Below are 20,592 nucleotides of genomic sequence, written 5' to 3'. Positions count from 1 at the left end.
ATGTTGATGAGTGTATTTAAATGTATGACCCGTGATGAAGGGGTTATACGTTGGAGATAAATAAACATGACCAACTCGCTACAGTTACTATGAGTACCTCTCTATTAAAAGGTTCAATTTGTTTCATAAAAAATGATCATTTTTTTGATTTACTGAAAATATGGCTAAGAAACGCCTTGGAGGGTTATCTTATTTGCAGCTTGAGGGTGGATGTTGTGGACTCTCTGCCAGTGCAGGTGCATTTAACGTCGAACTCACCTTAATCAAAAATCAGGTTAAACAGAAGCCACCTAAATCAAAAGTTGCGTTAATCATTAGTCAGGTTAATTAAAAGTCACGTTAATCATTTATACGCAAAAAAAATGGCAACCCAATGGGTTGCCAGAAGTATCTCTGCGGGACATGGCTAATAATGCGCTAGCGTATTAACTCGTTCCCAAATAAGGGGGATGATGATGAAACTTAAAACGCTGAAACAGTCTGAAAACTAATTCGGTTAGCACTGGCTGATGAGGCCATGTTGATGAGTGTATTTAATTGTATGACCCGTGATGAAGGGGTTATACGTTGGAGATAAATAAACATGACCAACTCGCTACAGTTACTATGAGTACCTCTCTATTAAAAGGTTCAATTTGTTTCATAAAAAATGATCATTTTTATGATTTATTAAAAATATGACTTAGAAATGCCTTAGCGAGTTATCTTATTTGCAGCTTGAGGGTGGATGTTGTGGACTCTCTGCCAGAGCAGGTGCATTTAACGTCGAACTCACCTTAATCAAAAAAGAAGCCACCTAAATCAAAAGTTGCGTTAATCATTAGTCAGGTTAATTAAAAGTCAGGTTAATTAAAAGTCACGTTAATCATTTTTACGCAAAAAAATGGCAACCCAATGGGTTGCCAGAAGTATCTCTGCGGGACATGGCTAATAATGCGCTAGCGTATTAACTCGTTCCCAAAATAAGGGGGGATGATGATGAAACTTAAAACGCTGAAACAGTCTGAAAACTAATTCGGTTAGCACTGGCTGATGAGGCCATGTTGATAAGTGTATTTAATTGTATGACCCGTGATGAAGGGATTATACGTTGGAGATAAATAAACATGACCAACTCGCTACAGTTACTATGAGTACCTCTCTATTAAAAGGTTCAATTTGTTTCATAAAAAATGATCATTTTTATGATTTACTGAAAATATGACTAAGAAACGCCTTGGCGAGTTATCTTATTTGAAGCTTGAGGAATGGATGTTGTGGACTCTCTGTCAGAGCAGGTGCATTTAACGTCGAATTCACCTTAATCAAAAGTCAGGTTAAACAGAAGCCGCCATAATCAAAAGTCAGGTTAATCATTTATACGCAAAAAAATGGCAACCCAATGGGTTGCCAGAAGTATCTCTTGCGGGACATGGTTAATAATGCGCTAGCGTATTAACTCGTTCCCAAATAAGGGGGATGATGATGAAACTTAAAACGCTGAAACAGTCTGAAAACTAATTCGGTTAGCACTGGCTGATGAGGCCATGTTGATAAGTGTATTTAATTGTATGACCCGTGATGAAGGGGTTATACATTGGAGATAAATAAACATGACCAACTCGCTACAGTTACTATGAGTACCTAAGTAAGAAAAGGTTCAAATTATTTGAAAAAATCACTAATAACTTCTAACTGTACAAACTAATGCACTATCTTGTAATACTGAGAATAAAGTTAAAAAAAAGGCAACCCAAAGGTTGCCTGCAAATAATTACGTAAAGAGATCATGTAATGGCGCTAGCGTTTGCATAATCCCAAAAGGGAGTGATGAAGCATGAAAAATGGAGGTAGCCTAAAGTCGTTTATAAAACGAAAGTGATAAGACAAATACTAAAACATCATCAAAAGATGGTGGGGGAAATTTAGTGACTTATCACTTGCTACAATTACTCAGAGTGATGAGAAATCGTTTAGTTCCCAGAAGGTTGAAATAAACTTAAATAACGTTAAAAATTGTTTATTGCGCTTATTAAGTCATTAACTAGGCCAATCATTAAGCTAGTCATTAAGCCAATTGCTGGTGGAACCGCATCCAATCCCTCGTAAAAAGCATAAAAAAATGCCATAAAAAAAGGCAATCAATTGATTGCCTATCGATCCACTTTGAGATCAAGGGGACCGCGCTAGAAGTCCCAGGGAGATGATGAAAGTGAAATCACACTGTCTTATTAAATAAGACTCTCACCTGCGACAATAGTTCAAAAAAAATACAATTATTTTAATGTTTTTAGCATATAAATTTTTGTGGTTTTAAAATCAAGCAATTGCGAACAACAAATGGGTATGTGTAAATTTAATTGCATGCTTGAGCAAACCGTTTACTCCAGTTATTTGTCACTTTAGCCATCAATTATTTTAGTAAAGTTTCAATTTCTGTCATTAAATTTTCTGGCTTGGTGGTTGGTGAGTAGCGCTTTAACACTTTGCCGTCTTTGTTGATCAAAAATTTAGTGAAATTCCACTTGATTGATTCACTGCCTAATAGACCTTTAGCAGAAGATTTAAGAAACTTATAGAGTGGCGCTGCTTCAGTACCATTAACGTCGACTTTACTGAATAAAGGGAAACTAACACCAAAATTTAATTCACAGAATTGACTAATTGTCGCTTCATCGCCTTTCTCTTGACCACCGAATTGATTACATGGAAAACCCAATACCACGAAACCTTGATCTTTATACAGCTGATATAGGTGCTCTAGTGGCTTGTACTGGTGAGTAAACCCGCACTCACTCGCCGTATTAACAACCAAAACAACTTTGCCTTTGTAATCTGACATTGATACAGCGTTGCCTTGAATATCAACTGCACTTTGCTCGTAAAAAGATTGGCTCATAAATACACTCCTCATAGATTTAATATCACTATATAGTAGAAAATAATTTAGTCAATTAAATTGTGCGCAATTTAATTTTTGATTCATTATATCGACTTTCTCACTTTCTCACTTTCTCATTTACACACTCACGATGAATCCCGCTTTAATGAATACGTAATTCATCGTGAATGGGTATCAATCATTAACAAAATTCCTTTTTTTGTTGTCTATGTGTTTTAACTTTGTGTGTGTATTGCGCGAAGCCTGAACGATACAACTGATTTTTAAAGACTAACGGGATTTGGCCAGTATAATCCCTGCAAAATAAGACTTTAAGACTGAGTTTATCAAATGAAAAAAATTATCTTAGCGGCATCGTTAGCTGCGAGTACGTTACCTTTAAGCGTAACAGCGAGCGAAATCACTATTGGTTTAAGTGAACATGTCGTGTCAGCTAATCTAAAGGCCAATATAAACCCTCATAGCAATCTTGAAGCGGGTTATATCTATTCTGATAAAAAAGGTCAGCTTGCAGAATTTGCTATGCATATGACTCATCAGACTGGTGCTCATACGATTGAAATTGGTCCTAAATGGACCTCAGTTTGGTTTGATGATAATCCAGATGGCAGCGTTATTTCTGTTGGTGGTCATTATTCATTGGCTTTAGGCAATAAGATATCGATTCATGGCGATGCTTATTACGCTCCGTCTGTATTATCATTTTCAGATGTTGATGGTTACACCGAATTAGGTGCAAAAGTACAGTATGATTTTAACCCTAACATGGCAATCTTCATCGGTTACCGTAATCTGAAGTTTAAGTATGATAACCAGTCAAACAGATCATTCGAGGATGGTTTTTACATTGGCGGAACTTCACGCTTTTAATTAGCTGAACTGAGTCAGACCTGCTGGTTGATCGCGCTATTTATATTATCAATGACAGGCTTTTAGAAACAGCACATACAAAAAAGCAAGTTGCCTAGCAACTTGCTTTTAATCGAATAAGTATAAACACTTAATTGTACTGATTTACTTCAAAATCCAATTCTGCATAATCATCTGCGTAACGACGCTTAGTATCTTTTCTGCGTTGTTTGAGTTTCTTCGCTTTTGGTTTTTCGTCAACTTCGTTATCCCAAAGGATGTCGTCGATATCAAATTTGTAGTATTGAGACATTTGTCTTTCCAAGGTGTTTCTTAAACTGATTAATAATCACTAAAAACCTGATTGGTTATATTCAGTGATGACTTGTATTCACGTTGAATACAAACTCATTTTTACCTAATTTGAATTTGTAACGAAAGCAAAAAAAATCACCTATGACGGTGAATTTTTTTGTTCAATCTCTTACTAAAGATGAAGCTGGAATAAAGTCACTGCTGATGGCGGGGCGACTAGGTAGCTCGGCAATCTTATTGACGATGTATTTATCTTCATTTTCACCACGTATGCGTTCACTTTCTACATTGAGTAAGAACATTTTCTCTTCGACCACATGGTATATCTGGCCTCTATCTAAGTAGATGACGTTGCCAGTTTTATCCCAATGGAATAGCCCACTATTGTTAAATGGTAACGGGTCTTGGCCCAAGTGCTCAGTGGAGATTGTATATTGATTTGGTGGGATGAGTGTGAGGGTCGTTTTCATACCATCGCAGCTTGGGCAGGGGAAAGTACCTTGATATACGCCAGGCCAATTGACTGTATGTAAGCTGCCTTTGGTAGGATCTGGGTCAAAGCTCAACTGAGAGTCAGAGCATGCTGTTAATATTGAAATGGCCATTAGCATGGCGATTACTGCAATTATCCTTATTGCGTTCATATCTATTCCTTTAATTTTTCCGTGGTTTCATATTCCTTGTCAAACTGCAAATGACACAAGGTCATCGTTTACATCATTAAATAAGTCACCGTTTACATCATTAAATAAGTCAAAGTTAATCATCAGCGAAAATGAACTTAGTGTTCGATATTAAAAAACTGCTTTATGGTATCAATCTGCGTCATAGCGTCTTGATAGCCTAAATCAATTAAAGCACTCGTGTAGGCTTTTTCAAATAATAAATATGACACCACACTTGAGTCTGTTTCACAATCAACCCCAAAAAACTTAAGTAAAATTCTGATAGCAATAGGTAATTCTTTAAAATATCGTGCTGCAATTTCACTCAAATCTTCACTGGGTTTAATCACTAAGGTATCGATTTTACGTAAATGGATTTGTTTAGCATTATTGTCAGGTATCAAAGCTAATGTTGAGTTAATTCGCTCTAATCGCTCTAAGTCACTGTTTAAGGTATCGGAGAAAATGGTATCGAGCAAATGACCTGCAATGGTGGCAGTTTTAGGGTGAGCATCAATCTCATTATGATGTTGTTGATGAGGACTATCGAGATTGATCACCATAATTTTGTCAGCGCCTAAATGAATAGGACTTGATAAAGGAGATAGTTGATGCACAGAGCCATCACCAAAGTAGGCTTGGTTTAATTTAATCGAAGGAAATACTAATGGTATTGCTGACGTTGCCATTAAGTGATCTGTAGTTAACGTGCAGCGGTTTCCTTGTCTTCTCGCTCGTTTCCAGTCACTCACAGTATTATTGGCTTGAAAGAAGCTATAGGAGTGTGAGTCGTTATAGCTTGAAGCATCTAAACTAATGGCTTTTAACGCACCACTACCAATATTGCGTTCAATACGTTGAAAATCAATTAGTTGGTTTAACAGGCCGCGCAGTGGCGCGTTATCTAATAAGCTGCCAGCATCAGTGTTCATTTTGTCGCTTTGCAAGCCTTTAAGCGCCATTTTGCACAGGTGTTTAAATACGCCCCAAAATGAAGAACGATAGACCTTCTTCGTTTCAAAATGACGCCAAACCCAATCTAACTTTTTCACACCAAGATGAAAACATGAAGCGTGAGTGGCTAAAGACGTCGCATTAATTGCACCAGCAGACGTGCCACTGATTATTTCAAACGGAATATGATGATTCCGTGGATACAGTTGAACTAGGGCTTTTAATACCCCAATTTGATAGGCCGCTCTAGCGCCACCACCGCCTAAAACAAGTGCAATTGACTCTGACAACTAAGATCTCCTTTCTTATGACTAACGCCATGATATCAGTATGGTTAATAATATCTGGTTCGACGAGTAATAGAACGATAATTTATTTGGAAATCATTTGTTATTGCCAGATGTTTAGCCATAAAAAAACGCACCATAAGGTGCGTTTTAAATTATCGCCAAATCAATTAGCTTTTGATTGAAGACTTGATGAAATCAACAATTTGATCGAATGGGATATCTTGCTTCTCACCGGTGCGGCGGTTTTTGTACTCAAACACGCCAGCATCGATATTGCGATCACCAATCACGACGACGTGTGGTAAACCCACTAGTTCCATGTCATTGAACATCACACCAGGACGCTCTTTACGATCGTCGAGTAATATCTCGATGCCTTCAGCAGCTAAATCTTTATAAAGCTGTTCAGCCATTTCTTTTACGCGATGAGACTTGTGCATGTTCATCGGTAAAATGCCGACGGTAAACGGAGCCAATGTTTCTGGTAACATCATCCCGCGTTCATCATGGTTTTGCTCAATCGCAGCGGCAACGATACGGCTAACACCAGCGCCATAACAGCCCATCATCATGACTTTAGATTTACCGTTTTCATCGAGTACGGTTGCGCCCATCGCTTCTGAGTAGTTAGTGCCTAACTGGAAGATGTGACCGACTTCGATACCACGTGCAAAGGCATAAACTCCTTGGCCATCAGGTGTCGCTTCACCTTCAACTACGTTACGGATATCCATGGCTTGAGCCATTGGTAAATCACGTTCCCAGTTAATGCCGAAGAAGTGTTTACCTTCTTGGTTAGCACCAGCACTGAAGTCATTGATTACCGCAACATCTTTATCGATGATAATTGGCATTTCAAGACCAACAGGGCCTAAAGAACCAGGGCCTGCACCGATAACGTCTTTGATTTCTTCATCGCTAGCGAACTCAAATGGAGAAAGCACAAGCTCATGCTTTTCAGCTTTTAATTCATTCAGCTCATGATCGCCACGAACAATCAATGCTACTAAAGGTGCTTCTTCAGTGTTGCCTTTAACAATCAATGTTTTCACTGTTTTAGTGATATCGATGTTAAATTGCTCAACTAGCTCAGCGATGGTTTTAGCATTGGGTGTATCAACTAGATTCATTTCTTGAGATGGCGCTGCTAAAGTCGCAGTAGGCTCAGGAGATTCTGCTTTTTCAATGTTAGCGGCATAATCACTACCCGTTGAGTAAGCAATTAAATCTTCACCACTGTTAGCTAGTACGTGGAACTCATGCGAAGTATCACCACCAATTGAGCCAGTATCAGCAATCACTGAGCGGAAAGCTAAGCCCATACGCGTGAAGATATTGTTATAAGCTTCATGCATCGCTGCGTAAGTCTTATCCATACATTCTTGGTTTAAATGGAAAGAGTATGCATCTTTCATCAAGAATTCACGGGCACGCATTACACCGAAACGTGGACGAACTTCATCACGGAATTTAGTTTGTACTTGATAAAGGCTTAAAGGAAGCTGCTTGTATGAGCTCACTTCTTTACGCACTAAGTCAGTAATCACTTCTTCATGGGTTGGGCCAAGTACAAAATCGCGATTGTGACGATCTTGGAAGCGTAACAATTCAGGGCCAAATTTTTCCCAACGGCCAGTTTCAACCCAAAGATCAGCGGGTTGAACCAAAGGCATTAAGATTTCAATTGCACCTGCTTTGTCCATTTCTTCACGAATAATCGCTTCAACCTTACGTAAAACACGTAGGCCGCTCGGTAACCATGAATAAAGACCTGATGCATTACGACGGATAAAACCTGCGCGCAGCATTAATTGATGACTGGCAACCTCTGCATTTGCAGGGGTTTCTTTTTGTGTTGAAAGCAGGTAATTGCTAACTCGCATTCCCATTGTCCACTTAGTAACTATTAATGGGCGACATTTTAGCACTTGCCACGATGTTGTCACCAGATAATTGAACTGTATAAAGCTTTATTATCGGTTGGCGAAAAAGGGAGTGGTCAGTGCCACAATAGCGAGCGTTTGTTGACTCGTGTTGGGAGAAAGCTAAGTTATTAATCTAGTTATATATTTGGCCATGGGGTTTAGGGCATGCCGTCAAATATTAATACATGTAAACAAAGAATATAACGCAGATGATAAGCGAATTAACCTTACTTTATTTATCCTTGAGTAAGTGTAATAAGTCTTAGAGGGCTTCTGTTATTTATCGCGCCTGTCGCCAATGATTTTGGCAGGGTTTCCTGCAACAATGGCAAAATCTGGTACATCTTTTGTCACTATGCTGCCCATACCGACGACGGCTTGGTTACCGATATTCACTCCATCGACAATACCCGCTTGTGCGCCAACCCAAACATCTTCACCAATGGTAATCCCTTTGGCTGTCACAGGTTGTTGGTATATAGGCGAGTCTACCGACATGCCATGATTAAAGGCATATATAGTGACATTATTGGCAATGCGGGTTCTGTCTCCAATGGTAATACCCACTCTACCGCCATCAAACGAGCAACCATGATTAATGGCGACTTCTTTGCCCATGGTGATAGGGCCATGTAAAAACACATCAGCAGCAATCATACATTGGTCGCCGATACGGATATCTCGGCCACGCTCAGCAAATATCCTTGCTTCTGGCGCGATGAAACACTGCTCACCAATATGGACGGTTTCAACTGAAGATAAATGCTGCTGAATATCATCTTGCCAAGGCTTAGCCCAGATTAAGTGTTTTTCTTTTAATGAAAAATAAAGCCAAGGCATCCAAGACAAACGTTTTTTATGTTGTGCTTGATAATCAGGTTTATCTTGAGTCATGGTTATGGGCTTATATTAAATAATGATGGAAGAGTAATACTTGCTTGTTTGTTTGTAAGGGAGAAACCATAGCTAACAAACCGAAGTGGGTTTAATCTCTATCACTTCAATTTTGTCATTATTAAGGTGCCAAAAAATATCGATATCATATAAAGCCACTTGGTATATCTTAGCATCAGCTTTTGCTTTTTTATAAGCAGGGCGAGGGTCTTGAGCTAAAACATCATTCACCACTTGTTTTAAATCAGCCACTTTATTTTCGCTCGAATATTCAGCCAATTGGCTTTCAGCTAATTGACTAAATTGTACGTCAATTAATTGTGGTGCAGATTGCGCAATACCACCACTGGCATTATCAATAGCATCAGAAAAAGGAATATAAGGTTTAATATCAATGATTGGCGTACCGTCTAATAAATCCATCCCCGATATTTCTAAACAGACTTTGCCATTTCGTTGCACAACATTGTGTAATTTAACCACTGACTGACCAATGCCGTTTGGCCTAAACGTTGAGCGAGTGGCAAATACCCCTAGCTTTTCATTGCCACCTAGTCTGGGTGGCCTAACCGTATTTTTCCAACCTTGAGCTAAATTTTCGTGAAAACAAAAAAGTAGCCATAAGTGAGAATATTGCTCAATACCTCTTACTGCATCGATGTTATTAACATGGGGAGCAAGCTCAACCCAGCCACGAACATTGACTAGTCCAGGTTGTCGCGGTATTCCAAACTTTTGTTTGTACGGGGTGCGACATATTGCAACAGCTTCAATTTGAGAATTAAAAGACTGTTCAGAGTATTTATTCATTTATATAACTAATATATTTAAAGGTTATTGAGCTGTGGCTGTTTTAATCGCCTGGCCGACACAAAATGCTTGGGTATAACAAGTATTGGTCTTTTGTTCTGTTAATAGACACTTTTTCACTATTAAGCCATTCGCGCCTAGTTCGACTGCTTTTTTACGTGCTTGGGTGCGTGCATCTGCAATATTAGCTGGCACACCTGATTCTGTTTCTTGACAAGATTCACCTTCAACTAAGCCAACGATTTCATAGGGGCCTTTGGGGCTTGCACCGTCTATATACAATTCAACACTTGTCGGCTTAAAGTATTCATCGATAGCTTCACCATCTAAATTACTATTAAAGGTGTAATTACTTGAACATGCTGATAAAAGTACTGTAGAGAAGAGGGTGATTAACGCAATCGTTTGAGAAGTGTTCATAATACGGCCTAATTTATTTAGAGCATTAAAGAGGAGTCTATATTGCCTACAGTTTACATGGCTTACAGGATTGTGGAAATACTTGATAAAGGCTTATGCAGATAACAAAAGAGCCTACCGAAGTAAGCTCTTTAATTTCAAAAAGGTGAACTTTTATTCCATACCAGGAATTAAAAAGTCTTCCATTTTCTTGCCTGCATCAATTTGGTTTTTAAATACCGTTGGCATACGACCTTGGCCAGTCCACTGAATTAATTCACCATCAACTTCAATTTGGTATTTAGCCGGGCGAGGGGCACGCTTTTTAGGTGCTGGCTTAGCAGTAATTTCGCCTAAGTCTTCAATTGATAAACCACTGTTTTCAATTTGAGCTAATATTTCGGCTATACGTTCATTACGTTCAGCATTCGCTTCTAATTCAGCTTTTTCGTCTTCTTCTCTTTCAGTGATAATCTTTTCTAACTTGACTGAAAGCTCACGTAAATCTTCTAGTGATAACTCTTTTACAGCAGCTTTAAAACGACGACCATGTGTTAAAATTTCTAAAAAGTCACTCATATCAATGTGCATCCTAATGATTTTAATTAATAAGTATCTCAAGTAATTCTGTGGCTATTAAATAATACTTACCAAAACTCTAGATTGTTTAATTGTTATCAAACGAGAGTGTAAATTGATTTGACTATTTAAAATGTTAAAACAAAATAATAGTAGAAAAACACGGTTACTTGAATCGCCTTTAATAATAGAAACTAAATTTGATTGGATCAAATAAAAAATCCTTAAATGAACAAATTTTAAATAAAAAAACGCAAATATCCCGCCTGATAAATAAATAAATGCTTAATACAACTTATTTATACCGACCAAGTTAACAAAAAAAGATATAAACAAGTGTTTGACTTTGGTTGACGTTAACGTTAACAGGACGTAAAGTTGTGCCATATTGCATTGGTGATAGCCAATGTGCCATCCACATACATTGAAGGTGTAGAAGGAAATCCCATGAAAGTATTGGTGCCTGTAAAGCGCGTAGTCGATGCCAATGTGAAAGTCAGAGTAAAGGCTGATAACACAAATGTTGATACTGCTAATTTAAAAATGGCGTTAAACCCATTTTGTGAAATTGCTGTTGAAGAAGCAGTTCGATTAAAAGAAGCGGGAAGTGCGACTGAAGTCGTGGTGGTGAGTATTGGAGCTAAAGCTGTGCAAGAACAGCTACGTACCTCTATGGCACTTGGTGCTGATCGCGCTATTCATGTGCAAACGGATGAAGAGCTAGTGCCTTTATCAATTGCTAAAATTCTTAAAGCGGTGCAAGAAAAAGAACAAGCAGATTTAGTGATTTTTGGTAAGCAATCTATCGATGGCGACAACAACCAAACTGGCCAAATGCTTGCTGCATTAACCCAAATGCCTCAAGCCACGTTTGCATCAGAGCTTAAATTGAGTGCAGACGGCGCAGAAGTAACACGTGAAGTCGATGGCGGTTTACAGACCCTTAAAATGCCATTACCAGCGGTTGTGACAGCTGATTTACGTTTAAATGAACCTCGTTACGCTTCACTGCCTAATATTATGAAGGCGAAGCGTAAGCCGCTTGAGACGCTTTCAATTGATGATTTAGGTGTTAGCTTAAAAGCACACCAAACTATCGTTAAAGTGACGCCTCCTGCTGAACGTCAAGCTGGCATCATGGTGAGTTCAGTAGCTGAGCTAGTTGAAAAGTTAAAAAATGAAGCGAAGGTGATCTAATTATGGCCATTTTAGTATTAGCAGAGCACGACAATGCAAGTTTAAAATTAGACACAGCAAAAGTAGTTAGCGCTGCGACAGCCATTGGCGGTGATGTTCATGTATTAGTGGCTGGCAGTGCATGTGCTGCTGCTGTTACTGCTGCGCAAGCATTAACTGGCGTCAGTAAGGTTTTAGTGGCTGATGCAGCTGCATATGAAGCACAAATGGCTGAAAATTTATCTGAACTCGTGCTTAAACTTGCTGGCGATTACGACTACGTTGTGGCTGCTGCGACAAGTGTTGGTAAAGATACTCTACCTCGCGTGGCTGCGTTATTGGACGTCGCACAAATTTCAGAAGTGATTGAAGTTGTTAGTGCAGACACATTTGTTCGTCCTATCTATGCTGGCTCTGCTTTAGCAACAGTACAAAGTTTAGATGACAAGAAAGTGTTAACTGTGCGCACGAGTGCATTTGATGCAGTCGGCAACGAAGGCAGTGCAGAAGCTGTGGCGGTAGATTTTGTCGCCGAAGCTAAGACTGTGTTTGTATCGCAAACATTGACTGAATCAGAGCGTCCTGAGTTAGGTAGCGCTGGTGTGATTGTTTCTGGTGGCCGTGGTATGGGCAGTGGAGAGAATTTTGCCATTCTTGAAGCGCTTGCTGACAAAATGACCGCTGCTGTCGGTGCATCACGTGCTGCAGTAGATGCGGGTTTTGTACCGAATGATTTACAAGTGGGTCAAACAGGTAAAATTGTTGCGCCTGACTTATATATCGCTGTGGGTATTTCTGGTGCGATTCAGCATTTAGCGGGCATGAAAGATTCAAAAGTGATTGTCGCGATTAACAAAGATCCTGAAGCGCCTATATTCCAAGTCGCAGACTATGGTCTTGAAGCTGATTTGTTTGATGCGATTCCAGAACTTACTAATTTATTATAATCAGTATTTTACCTATTATTTATAGGCTGGTTTAAACAGTAAGTTTTATGCATTTTAGGAAGGTTTTTGTCATATTGGCAAAAACCTTTTTTGTTTTATAGCCAGTAAAATCGCCATGCGTGGCAGTAAACTCAAGTTAGACAAGAGTAAATTAGTCAGTAGCTACATTTTTGTTTTAGATTAGTCATTTCAGCCTTAGATATTTATTACCGTTGTGAATAACCCAGCCATTGATTTGTTTTTATTGCATATTTCTTCATTTTGACAAGTTTATATGGCTTTTAAAGCCTTAATAATCAAACTCAATAATTAAGGTCTTAATAATTAAGCTTTTAGCCTAAATACCTCGGTTCGGCCTTTATTGATAATGCATAGTCTGATGCTTTAACTTTTTAAAGGGAGTGACTTGTTAGGTGAAAAACAATCATAAACGAATGGGGTGGATTAGTTCTTGATTGTTATTCAATAGCAATACTTTCAAGGCATTTACTTATTGATTATGACTTGTCACGCATCTATACAGACACATACGCACGCAAGCACGCACTGTCTAGCGTTAAATAGCATCTTAAATTAAGTTTGAGTATTAAGTCCGTTGATTTTATCAAACAAAAATTATCTCGCAGAGCAGTACAACTTAATCAGGTCTGTAAAATAGTATTACCCCTCCTATTTGGTCAAACATCCCTTGAAATGGTGATATTGATGGATAAAACAACGCTTGCTAATAAATCGTTACACCCTTGATAAGCCGCTGTGGCGTTTTTTGATTGTGATGTTATTTCTCACAAGATAAGCTACTTTTATCTGGCAATTAACCTCGCGCTTATGTTTGTATAGTGGCGTGTATCGGCAGAGAGCTTCAAATAAGGCTCTCACTGTGCAGAATACATAAGTAGAGGCGCATCAAATATCAGTAAGTTTACGTTGGGTGATACCAATAACTTAAACGGAAAGGATTTGGTGCCGAAGCGAACTGGTTATATCAAAACCGTTTGCTGGGGCAGTTTCCGAAAGGGGCTGCACTGTCATAGTAATTTTTATCCGTGAGGATAAAACAATGGATATCGATGTTGATATCGATATTACTGTGGAGTGCTACTGAAAAGATCCTTGTCTTCGCTTTCTGCGTTGTCTTGCCTTATCAGTTATCCTCCATTCGTACTCAACGAAGAAATTATAAAAAATGATGATAACAAGTTACGCCGATTCGGCACTTTCGCTTTTGCCGCCTGTTGTGGCAATTATTCTTGCAGTGGTCACACGTAAAGTGCTTCTTTCACTTGGCTTAGGTATTCTTGCCGGTGTGGTGCTTCTAAGCGACTTTTCAATAGGTACTGCAGCAAGTCACCTCTTTAGCACTGTAACCAGTCTAGTATGGGATGATGGCGCGCTAAACGCGTGGAATTTACAGATCATCGGCTTCTTAGTGGTACTTGGGATGATCACCGCGTTAATCACAGTCAGTGGTTCAGCTCGCGCTTTTGCCGATTGGGCACATCAACGCATTCGTAATAAGCGTGATGCCAAACTGATGACTATGTTCTTAGGTTGTGTGGTGTTTATTGATGACTATTTCAACAGCATTGTTGTTGGCTCAATCGCACGTCCTATTACCGACCGTTATCATATTTCTCGCGCTAAGTTAGCCTATTTGCTCGATTCAACAGCTGCGCCAGTTTGTGTTATCTCACCCGTTTCTAGCTGGGGTGCATATATCATCGCATTAATCGGCGGTATTTTAACGGCACATGGCTTTGCTGACACTGGACACCTAAGCGTCTTTTTACAAATGGTGCCAATGAATTTCTACGCCATTTTTGCTTTATTACTATTACTTTGTGTGGCTATCTTTGGCTTAGATATTGGCCCAATGCGTCAACATGAACGTAATGCGCAAAAAGGCGAATTGTTTGACGAAAGCAAAGGCTTACCACCAGGTGCAACGGCTGATTTACCAGAAGCGGATACGGGTAAAATTCTAGGTCTATTCCTACCGATTTTTGTTTTGGTGGCAGCGACGATTTACTTTATGGTTGCAACTGGTGCGGATGCACTAACAAGTGAAGGCCTAAAGTTTAGCGTACTAGGTGCTTTTGAAAACACTGAAGTGAGTGAGTCATTATTTTACGGGTCACTTGTGGGCTTAGTTGTGACGGTACTACTGACAATTCAACAAAAAATCAGTGCTAGCATGATGTTTACTGGCCTTAAGGTCGGCGGGAAATCAATGCTACCTGCTATCTACATCTTGTTATTTGCTTGGACCATCGCATCAGTGATTGGTGAGCTTGAAACAGGTAAGTACATGGCAAGCCTTGCTACTGGTAATATCCCGTTTGCATTATTACCTGCAGTATTATTCTTGCTTGCTGGTTTAACCGCTTTCTCAACCGGCACAAGCTGGGGGACGTTCGGTATCATGTTGCCAATCGCAGCTGATATGGCAATGGGCAGTGACAGCACTATGATGTTACCTATGCTTGCAGCAGTATTATCTGGTGCAGTATTCGGTGACCATTGTTCACCAATCTCGGATACCACCATCTTGTCGTCAACGGGTGCGAGCTGTCATCACTTAGACCACGTAATGACGCAATTACCGTATGCCTTGATTGTCGCTGTTATCAGTATTGTCGGTTACACAGTGCTTGGTTTTACTGGCTCTGTTGCAATGGGCTTTATTACTTGTTCAGTGTTATTTGTACTGGCAGTATTAGGGCTTAAAATAGCAACTAAGTAACGACTGTTTTTTATATTCAGTCATAAAAAATGCCACTCAATAGAGTGGCATTTTTGTATTTACTGTATACGTTAGGCTAATTAATTTAAGCCGCGGCGCTCAAGTAACCCTTCCGTAGTTGGCGCTTGGCCTCTGAAGTTTTGGTACGCTTCCATCGGCGGTACGCTGTTGCCCACTTCACGAATCGTTTTTCTAAACTTCATGCCTATTTCGCGATTTAAACCACCTTGAGTTTGCACGTAAGCAAAGGCATCAGCGGCAAGAATTTCACTCCACATATAAGCGTAATAACTTGCTGAGTAACCGCCAGGGAATGCATGCGCAAAGTAGGTTGAGCGGTAACGTGGCGGCACTGCAGGCAAATCAACGCCGTGTTTTTTCAACGCATTGGCTTCGAATTGCTCAACGTTCTGTAAAGGAGCATCAGCGTCCAGTGCATGCCATTCTAGGTCAAGCAGAGCTGCAGACATATACTCTAACGTATCGAAGCCTTGGTTAAAGCTTCGTGACGCTAATAGTTTTTGCAGCAAGTCATCAGGGATAGGTTTACCCGTATCATAATGCTTGGCGTAATTAGCAAGTACTTTGGGATGTGCGGCCCAGTCTTCTTCAAAGGTTGACGGGAATTCTACAAAGTCACGTGAAACAGAAGTTCCCGCTAGTGATGGGTATTTCACTTTTGAGAACATACCATGAGTACCGTGGCCCATTTCATGGAACATAGTCGTTGCTTCATCGTAGCTCACAAACGTTGGCTGGCCTTCAGGCGCCTTTTTAATGTTCATCACGTTTACGACGACAGGCTTTTGATTTAATAGCTCTGACTGGCCAACAAAAGAGCTCATCCATGCGCCGCCACGTTTGCCTTCACGGGCAAAGTAATCAGCGTAGAAGATAGCCATGCTTGACCCGTCTTCATCAAACATCTCGTAAGCTTTTACGTCTGGATGATAAACAGGTAAGTCTGGGCGCGGCTTAAGCGTTACGCCGTAAAGTTCTTGTAAGGTAAAGAAAACCCCATCTTCAAGTACGCGATTAAATTCAAAGTAAGGCTTGATTGATGCTGAATCTAAGTCAAATTTTTCTTTACGCACTAGCTCAGCGTAATAAGCCCAGTCCCATGGCGCTAGAGTAAAGTCGCCGCCGGTTTTGTCAATCATCGCTTGAATGTCTGCAGCTTCTTTTTGGGTGTTTTCAACAACCGCAGGCACCATAGAGCCGAACATGTCATATACCGCTTCAGGTGTTTTTGCCATTTGCGGTGCCAAGCGGTAGTCAGACCAAGTGTCGAAACCTAATAGTTTGGCTTTTTTAGCCCGAAGCTGTGCTAAACGTGCCACTAATGAAGCCGTTTCATTTTCGCCTGTTAAGCCACGGTTAGCAGATGCTTCCCATACTTGCTGACGTAATGCTCGATTATCTAACTGCGCCAATACTGGCTGACGAGTGGTATTGGTGATGTTAAGTAAGTATTGGCCGTCAAATCCCGCAGCAGCGGCATCCGCTTTTGCTGCAGCGATTGCAGATGTTGATAAGCCTGCAAGTTGACCCTCATCGTCCACAGTTACAGCAATTTCTTTACTTAGTCTTAATAGCCTTTGAGCAAATTCATTGGTGAGGGTTGATTGCTCTTCATTTAACTCACGGATTTTCTGCTTTTCAGCTTCAGTTAGTTTTGCGCCCGCCAGTACAAAACGCTGATGATAGACTTCAACTAAACGGACTTCTTCATCAGTCAGCGACATGGTCAAGCGGTTATCGTAAATGGTTTGAATACGGGCAAATAGCTCAGGGTTTAGGTTGATGTTATCTGAGTGGGCAGCCATTTTGGGCGCCATAATACCTTGTACTTTACGCAGCTCTGGGTTGCTATTTGAACCTGTAAGGTTATAGAAAATACTCGAGGTACGGGTTAGTAAAGCGCCACTTTTTTCCATTGCGGCAATGGTATTCTCAAACGTGGCGGCTGCTGGGTTAGCGGCAATATCCAAAATTTGTTGGTAATGCTGCGCCATACCGAGCTCAAGGGCTGGTAGATAATGCTCATCTTTAAGCTGGCTAAAGTCAGGTGCCTGATACTGTAAAACACTGGCTTGTAATAGTGGATTCTGTTGCACTGCAGCCTCTTGTGTTGTTGTTTCAGTTGAGTTGTTTGAATTGTTGTAACTGCAACCGCCTAAAGCGAGGGTAGTAGCAATGGCTACTGCGACAATTGTTTTATGCATCGACTTTCTACTTCCTTAATTATAATTGTTTATGCAATTTATCAATTGTTTCTTAATCGTATATGAAGAATGTTGGGTTTTGTGATGCCTGTAATTGTTATGGACTTAACAGAGCGTAAAACTGTGATCTAATTTATTGCAGAATGTAAATTTTGTTAATGTATGCGAGGTTTGCGGTTGTCACGCCTTACTTGCTAGTTGTTATAGCCTCAGTAATTTGCCAGAAAACCTGTTAACAGCTTCACGCTATTAAATCAGTAATCGGCTTATTTAAAAGTCGATTCGATGATAGAATAACGGCGATTATAACAATAAGGATCTTCTGTTTTGGCACAACTCTATTTCTATTATTCGGCTATGAATGCTGGCAAATCAACATCACTTCTACAATCATCTTATAACTACCGTGAACGCGGAATGAATACGCTAGTCATGACAGCGTCAATCGATGATCGTTATGGTGTGGGAAAAGTCGCCTCAAGAATAGGGATTGAAACTGAAGCGCAAGTTTTTGGTGCTGAAGATAACTTATCTAAGATGATTGAAACTGAGCTTGAAACCCAAAAGCTGCATTGTATTTTAATTGATGAATCGCAGTTTTTAAGTAAAGAACAAGTGAAGCAATTAACTCACGTGGTGGATAATTTAGATATTCCAGTACTGTGTTATGGCCTTAAAACTGATTTCCAGGGCGAGCTGTTTAGTGGCAGCCAATACCTATTAGCATGGGCTGATAAATTGGTTGAGTTAAAAACCATTTGTCATTGTGGCCGTAAAGCTAACATGGTGGTGCGTCTTGATGGCAATGGCAAACCAATGCGTGAAGGCGAGCAAGTGGCGATTGGTGGTAACGAAAGCTATGAGTCAGTATGTCGTAAGCATTTTCGTGAGTTCATTTGGGACTAATACTGTTGATAACAGTATTTTGATTAAATGAGAAGTTGAGAGCCATTTTTTGAAAACTGAAACGGGTTGGGAGTAACGCATTTCTGATCCATTATTAGTTACAGCTTTCGTTAGCTAATGATTTATATATTTGGATAAAAATCTAAATCAAAGTCTAGGTTAAAGTCTAAATCAAAGTCTAAATCAAAGTCTAAATCAAGGTCTAAATCAAGGTCGTGGCGCTTCGCCCACACCAGACGAAAGGGAAACAACAGCATTTCCCTTCTCGACATCCCTTGCCGCTCCGGCGAAATTTTCTGAAAAGCGAAAGATTTCCAACGGGGGATCGATCCAGCTTTAAACTTCGTTTGTGCTAACTTCTGACTTATTCGAAAATGCTACCGCTTCCGATGGGCCGTCCATGGCCCGACGAAAGCTAGCCTGACGTCCTGTCAGCCTCACGCTATTTTCTTCAACGTCCTCAACTCAAATTGAGTCTTTTAAATGCAAGATCTACTAGCTTTAGCTCTTTAAATTATCACCAATGCAGTCAAATCGAAGAGACAATAAACCCAGTGTAGATACGTTCAAGACCTTCGAAAACATGGATGTTTTCGCAGAGCCCACAGGGATGTGTTTACGGCGTGTCTTGGATGTATCTGCACATAAGCCTGCGGCAGGCAATGGATTAAATTGAAGTAATGGTCTGCTGTAACTGAGCCAATATAAATGAAGTTATCGTAAAACGTTTTTGCCCGAAAACTTGTTTCAAATTTTGAAATTATCATTTGAAAAAAATCAAAGTCGTGGCGCTTCGCCCACACCAGACTAAAAGGGAGTGAACAGCGACTCCCTCTTTACTCTTTATTTAAGACTTAGGCCCCGCAGCTCCGGCGAAATTTAAACAGCAAAATTTCCAACGGAGAATCAATCCAGCTTTAAACTTCGTTTGTGCTAACTTCTGACTTATTCGAAAATGCTACCGCTTCCGATGGGCCGTCCATGGCCCAACGAAAGCTAGCCTGACGTCCTGTCAGGCTCACGCTATTTTCTTCAACGTCCTCAATTCAAATGGAGTCTTTTAGATTTGTATCTTTTTATCTTTAAGTTGCCACAAATACCGTCAAATCGAAGAGATAATAAACCCAGTGTAGATGCAGCAGCGAGCTTCCAAAACATGGATGTTTTGGCAGAGCTTACATGGACGTACTCGCAGCGTCTCGCAGTTGTATCTGCACAAAAGCCTGCGGCAGGCAATGGATTAGATTGAAGTAGTGATATAAGACAACCTTGCCAATAAAAACTAATAAAAAATTCTCGGGTTTACCAATCAAACAATCCTATATCATTGAAAAGTTAGCGTTTTGGCTTAAAAGAAGTTTACATAACGCCCCAGATAATTCTCGGTTATCTCAATTCTCGGTTTTATCCACTATTTAGTCGATTGATTTAAACTTTGATGGCTGTTAAGTTATTAAAATTATTAATAAATCATGCTTAAAAGTGATTGAGTTTTGGTAAGTGGCCTTGGGGTGTTTATCGGAATTCTCGCTAATAAGCTGTTATATTTTAAGGAAGCATATGAGAAAGCTACTAGTACTTACTATTTTAATTTCTACTAATTTATTTGCTGGAGTTTACAAATGTACAGAAGCTGATGGATCAGTTACTTTTAGTCAATTCCCTTGCGAAGGGAAGCAGGAGGTGTTGCAGGAAACAGCTGTCTCTTCCAATAATGCTATAAGTGAAATAGAAAGTATTGAGGTCTTTACTGCGGGCCATATCAACGTTCAAAAAATTTCCAATAAAGAGATACTCAACCAAATAAAAGAAATAATGAGTACTAAAATATCAAAAAAAGTCAAAGGCTACTCAAGAGATGAAAATATTTTCATTATTAAAAATGCTACTAATGAACAAAATTGGCGTATCAAGTCTAATGGTGCATTACTCCTTTGGCCAAAAAACGTAAACGACGTTGCAAGGCATTATTTTTTACCAAACCATGAGAAACTTATAGGGTTACTAAATAAAATATAACAGATAAGGATAGGC

The 20,592-nt window shown here is 39.8% G+C and carries 18 protein-coding genes and 1 riboswitch; of the genes, 7 read left to right on the top strand and 11 right to left on the bottom strand.

Going from position 1 to position 20,592, the window contains the following annotated elements; all coding sequences use genetic code 11:
• The first annotated feature begins 160 nt into the window (after nucleotides 1–160).
• On the top strand, nucleotides 161–331 hold the full coding sequence (locus AB4153_RS16205) for a hypothetical protein (protein ID WP_371998140.1): 171 nt from the start codon (nucleotides 161–163) through the stop codon (nucleotides 329–331).
• Nucleotides 332–2,392: 2,061 nt separating this feature from the next.
• On the opposite strand, the gene AB4153_RS16200 is transcribed toward AB4153_RS16205, so the two are convergent.
• A complete protein-coding gene (locus tag AB4153_RS16200) occupies nucleotides 2,393–2,878 on the bottom strand; it encodes a glutathione peroxidase (protein ID WP_102528800.1) in 486 nt (161 codons plus the stop codon).
• 333 nt (nucleotides 2,879–3,211) lie between these two features.
• Here AB4153_RS16200 and AB4153_RS16195 point away from each other — a divergent pair, with 333 nt between their 5' ends.
• Nucleotides 3,212–3,751, top strand: a complete 540-nt coding sequence (locus AB4153_RS16195; RefSeq protein ID WP_102528801.1) for a YfaZ family outer membrane protein — start codon at nucleotides 3,212–3,214, stop codon at nucleotides 3,749–3,751.
• A 130-nt stretch (nucleotides 3,752–3,881) separates the two neighbouring features.
• On the opposite strand, the gene AB4153_RS16190 is transcribed toward AB4153_RS16195, so the two are convergent.
• The 8 genes from AB4153_RS16190 to AB4153_RS16155 all read right to left on the bottom strand — a co-directional run bounded on the left by AB4153_RS16190 (nucleotide 3,882) and on the right by AB4153_RS16155 (nucleotide 10,561).
• Entirely contained in the window at nucleotides 3,882–4,043 is a 162-nt protein-coding gene (locus AB4153_RS16190) for a small highly charged protein (protein WP_102528802.1), read from the bottom strand.
• A gap of 163 nt (nucleotides 4,044–4,206) precedes the next feature.
• Complete coding sequence (locus AB4153_RS16185) at nucleotides 4,207–4,689, bottom strand: copper resistance protein NlpE (RefSeq protein ID WP_371998139.1); 483 nt, start codon at nucleotides 4,687–4,689, stop codon at nucleotides 4,207–4,209.
• A 137-nt stretch (nucleotides 4,690–4,826) separates the two neighbouring features.
• Nucleotides 4,827–5,954 (bottom strand): patatin-like phospholipase family protein, encoded by a 1,128-nt coding sequence (locus tag AB4153_RS16180; RefSeq protein WP_371998138.1) that lies wholly within the window; start codon nucleotides 5,952–5,954, stop codon nucleotides 4,827–4,829.
• Nucleotides 5,955–6,121: 167 nt separating this feature from the next.
• On the bottom strand, nucleotides 6,122–7,837 hold the full coding sequence (locus AB4153_RS16175; protein WP_371998137.1) for a proline--tRNA ligase: 1,716 nt from the start codon (nucleotides 7,835–7,837) through the stop codon (nucleotides 6,122–6,124).
• Nucleotides 7,838–8,155: 318 nt separating this feature from the next.
• Nucleotides 8,156–8,773 carry an acyltransferase gene (locus tag AB4153_RS16170; protein ID WP_102528806.1) on the bottom strand — a complete coding sequence of 206 codons (618 nt, stop codon included), beginning with the start codon at nucleotides 8,771–8,773 and terminating at the stop codon, nucleotides 8,156–8,158.
• Between the two features lie 72 nt (nucleotides 8,774–8,845).
• Nucleotides 8,846–9,583, bottom strand: a complete 738-nt coding sequence (gene tsaA / locus AB4153_RS16165) for a tRNA (N6-threonylcarbamoyladenosine(37)-N6)-methyltransferase TrmO (RefSeq protein WP_248955095.1) — start codon at nucleotides 9,581–9,583, stop codon at nucleotides 8,846–8,848.
• Between the two features lie 24 nt (nucleotides 9,584–9,607).
• Entirely contained in the window at nucleotides 9,608–10,003 is a 396-nt protein-coding gene (gene rcsF / locus AB4153_RS16160) for an Rcs stress response system protein RcsF (protein WP_102528808.1), read from the bottom strand.
• Nucleotides 10,004–10,156: 153 nt separating this feature from the next.
• On the bottom strand, nucleotides 10,157–10,561 hold the full coding sequence (locus tag AB4153_RS16155) for an H-NS family nucleoid-associated regulatory protein (protein WP_102528809.1): 405 nt from the start codon (nucleotides 10,559–10,561) through the stop codon (nucleotides 10,157–10,159).
• Nucleotides 10,562–11,008: 447 nt separating this feature from the next.
• Here AB4153_RS16155 and AB4153_RS16150 point away from each other — a divergent pair, with 447 nt between their 5' ends.
• From AB4153_RS16150 to AB4153_RS16140, 3 genes are all read left to right on the top strand, one after another.
• On the top strand, nucleotides 11,009–11,758 hold the full coding sequence (locus tag AB4153_RS16150) for an electron transfer flavoprotein subunit beta/FixA family protein (RefSeq protein ID WP_102528810.1): 750 nt from the start codon (nucleotides 11,009–11,011) through the stop codon (nucleotides 11,756–11,758).
• A 2-nt stretch (nucleotides 11,759–11,760) separates the two neighbouring features.
• Nucleotides 11,761–12,684: an electron transfer flavoprotein subunit alpha/FixB family protein gene (locus tag AB4153_RS16145; RefSeq protein WP_371998136.1), complete on the top strand. Its 924-nt coding sequence runs from the start codon at nucleotides 11,761–11,763 to the stop codon at nucleotides 12,682–12,684.
• Nucleotides 12,685–13,572: 888 nt separating this feature from the next.
• Nucleotides 13,573–13,793: riboswitch (Lysine riboswitch) on the top strand.
• Between the two features lie 77 nt (nucleotides 13,794–13,870).
• Nucleotides 13,871–15,427 (top strand): Na+/H+ antiporter NhaC family protein, encoded by a 1,557-nt coding sequence (locus AB4153_RS16140; RefSeq protein ID WP_371998135.1) that lies wholly within the window; start codon nucleotides 13,871–13,873, stop codon nucleotides 15,425–15,427.
• Nucleotides 15,428–15,507: 80 nt separating this feature from the next.
• Here the strand turns inward: AB4153_RS16140 and AB4153_RS16135 are convergent, their stop codons facing one another.
• Nucleotides 15,508–17,652, bottom strand: a complete 2,145-nt coding sequence (locus AB4153_RS16135; protein ID WP_229372577.1) for a M3 family metallopeptidase — start codon at nucleotides 17,650–17,652, stop codon at nucleotides 15,508–15,510.
• A 327-nt stretch (nucleotides 17,653–17,979) separates the two neighbouring features.
• Between AB4153_RS16135 and AB4153_RS16130 the strand changes: the two genes are divergently transcribed.
• Entirely contained in the window at nucleotides 17,980–18,558 is a 579-nt protein-coding gene (locus AB4153_RS16130; protein WP_102528814.1) for a thymidine kinase, read from the top strand.
• A gap of 122 nt (nucleotides 18,559–18,680) precedes the next feature.
• Here AB4153_RS16130 and AB4153_RS16125 read toward each other — a convergent pair whose 3' ends face one another.
• Complete coding sequence (locus tag AB4153_RS16125) at nucleotides 18,681–18,809, bottom strand: hypothetical protein (RefSeq protein WP_371998134.1); 129 nt, start codon at nucleotides 18,807–18,809, stop codon at nucleotides 18,681–18,683.
• Between the two features lie 1,309 nt (nucleotides 18,810–20,118).
• Between AB4153_RS16125 and AB4153_RS16120 the strand changes: the two genes are divergently transcribed.
• The gene (locus AB4153_RS16120; RefSeq protein WP_303517001.1) at nucleotides 20,119–20,577 is read left to right on the top strand and encodes a DUF4124 domain-containing protein; all 459 of its coding nucleotides are present in this window, start codon (nucleotides 20,119–20,121) and stop codon (nucleotides 20,575–20,577) included.
• Nucleotides 20,578–20,592: the final 15 nt, after the last annotated feature.

Source organism: Shewanella sp. 10N.286.52.E4, assembly GCF_041468785.1.
GTDB lineage: Bacteria > Pseudomonadota > Gammaproteobacteria > Enterobacterales > Shewanellaceae > Shewanella > Shewanella electrodiphila.
This window is presented reverse-complemented; position numbering and strand designations above follow the sequence as displayed.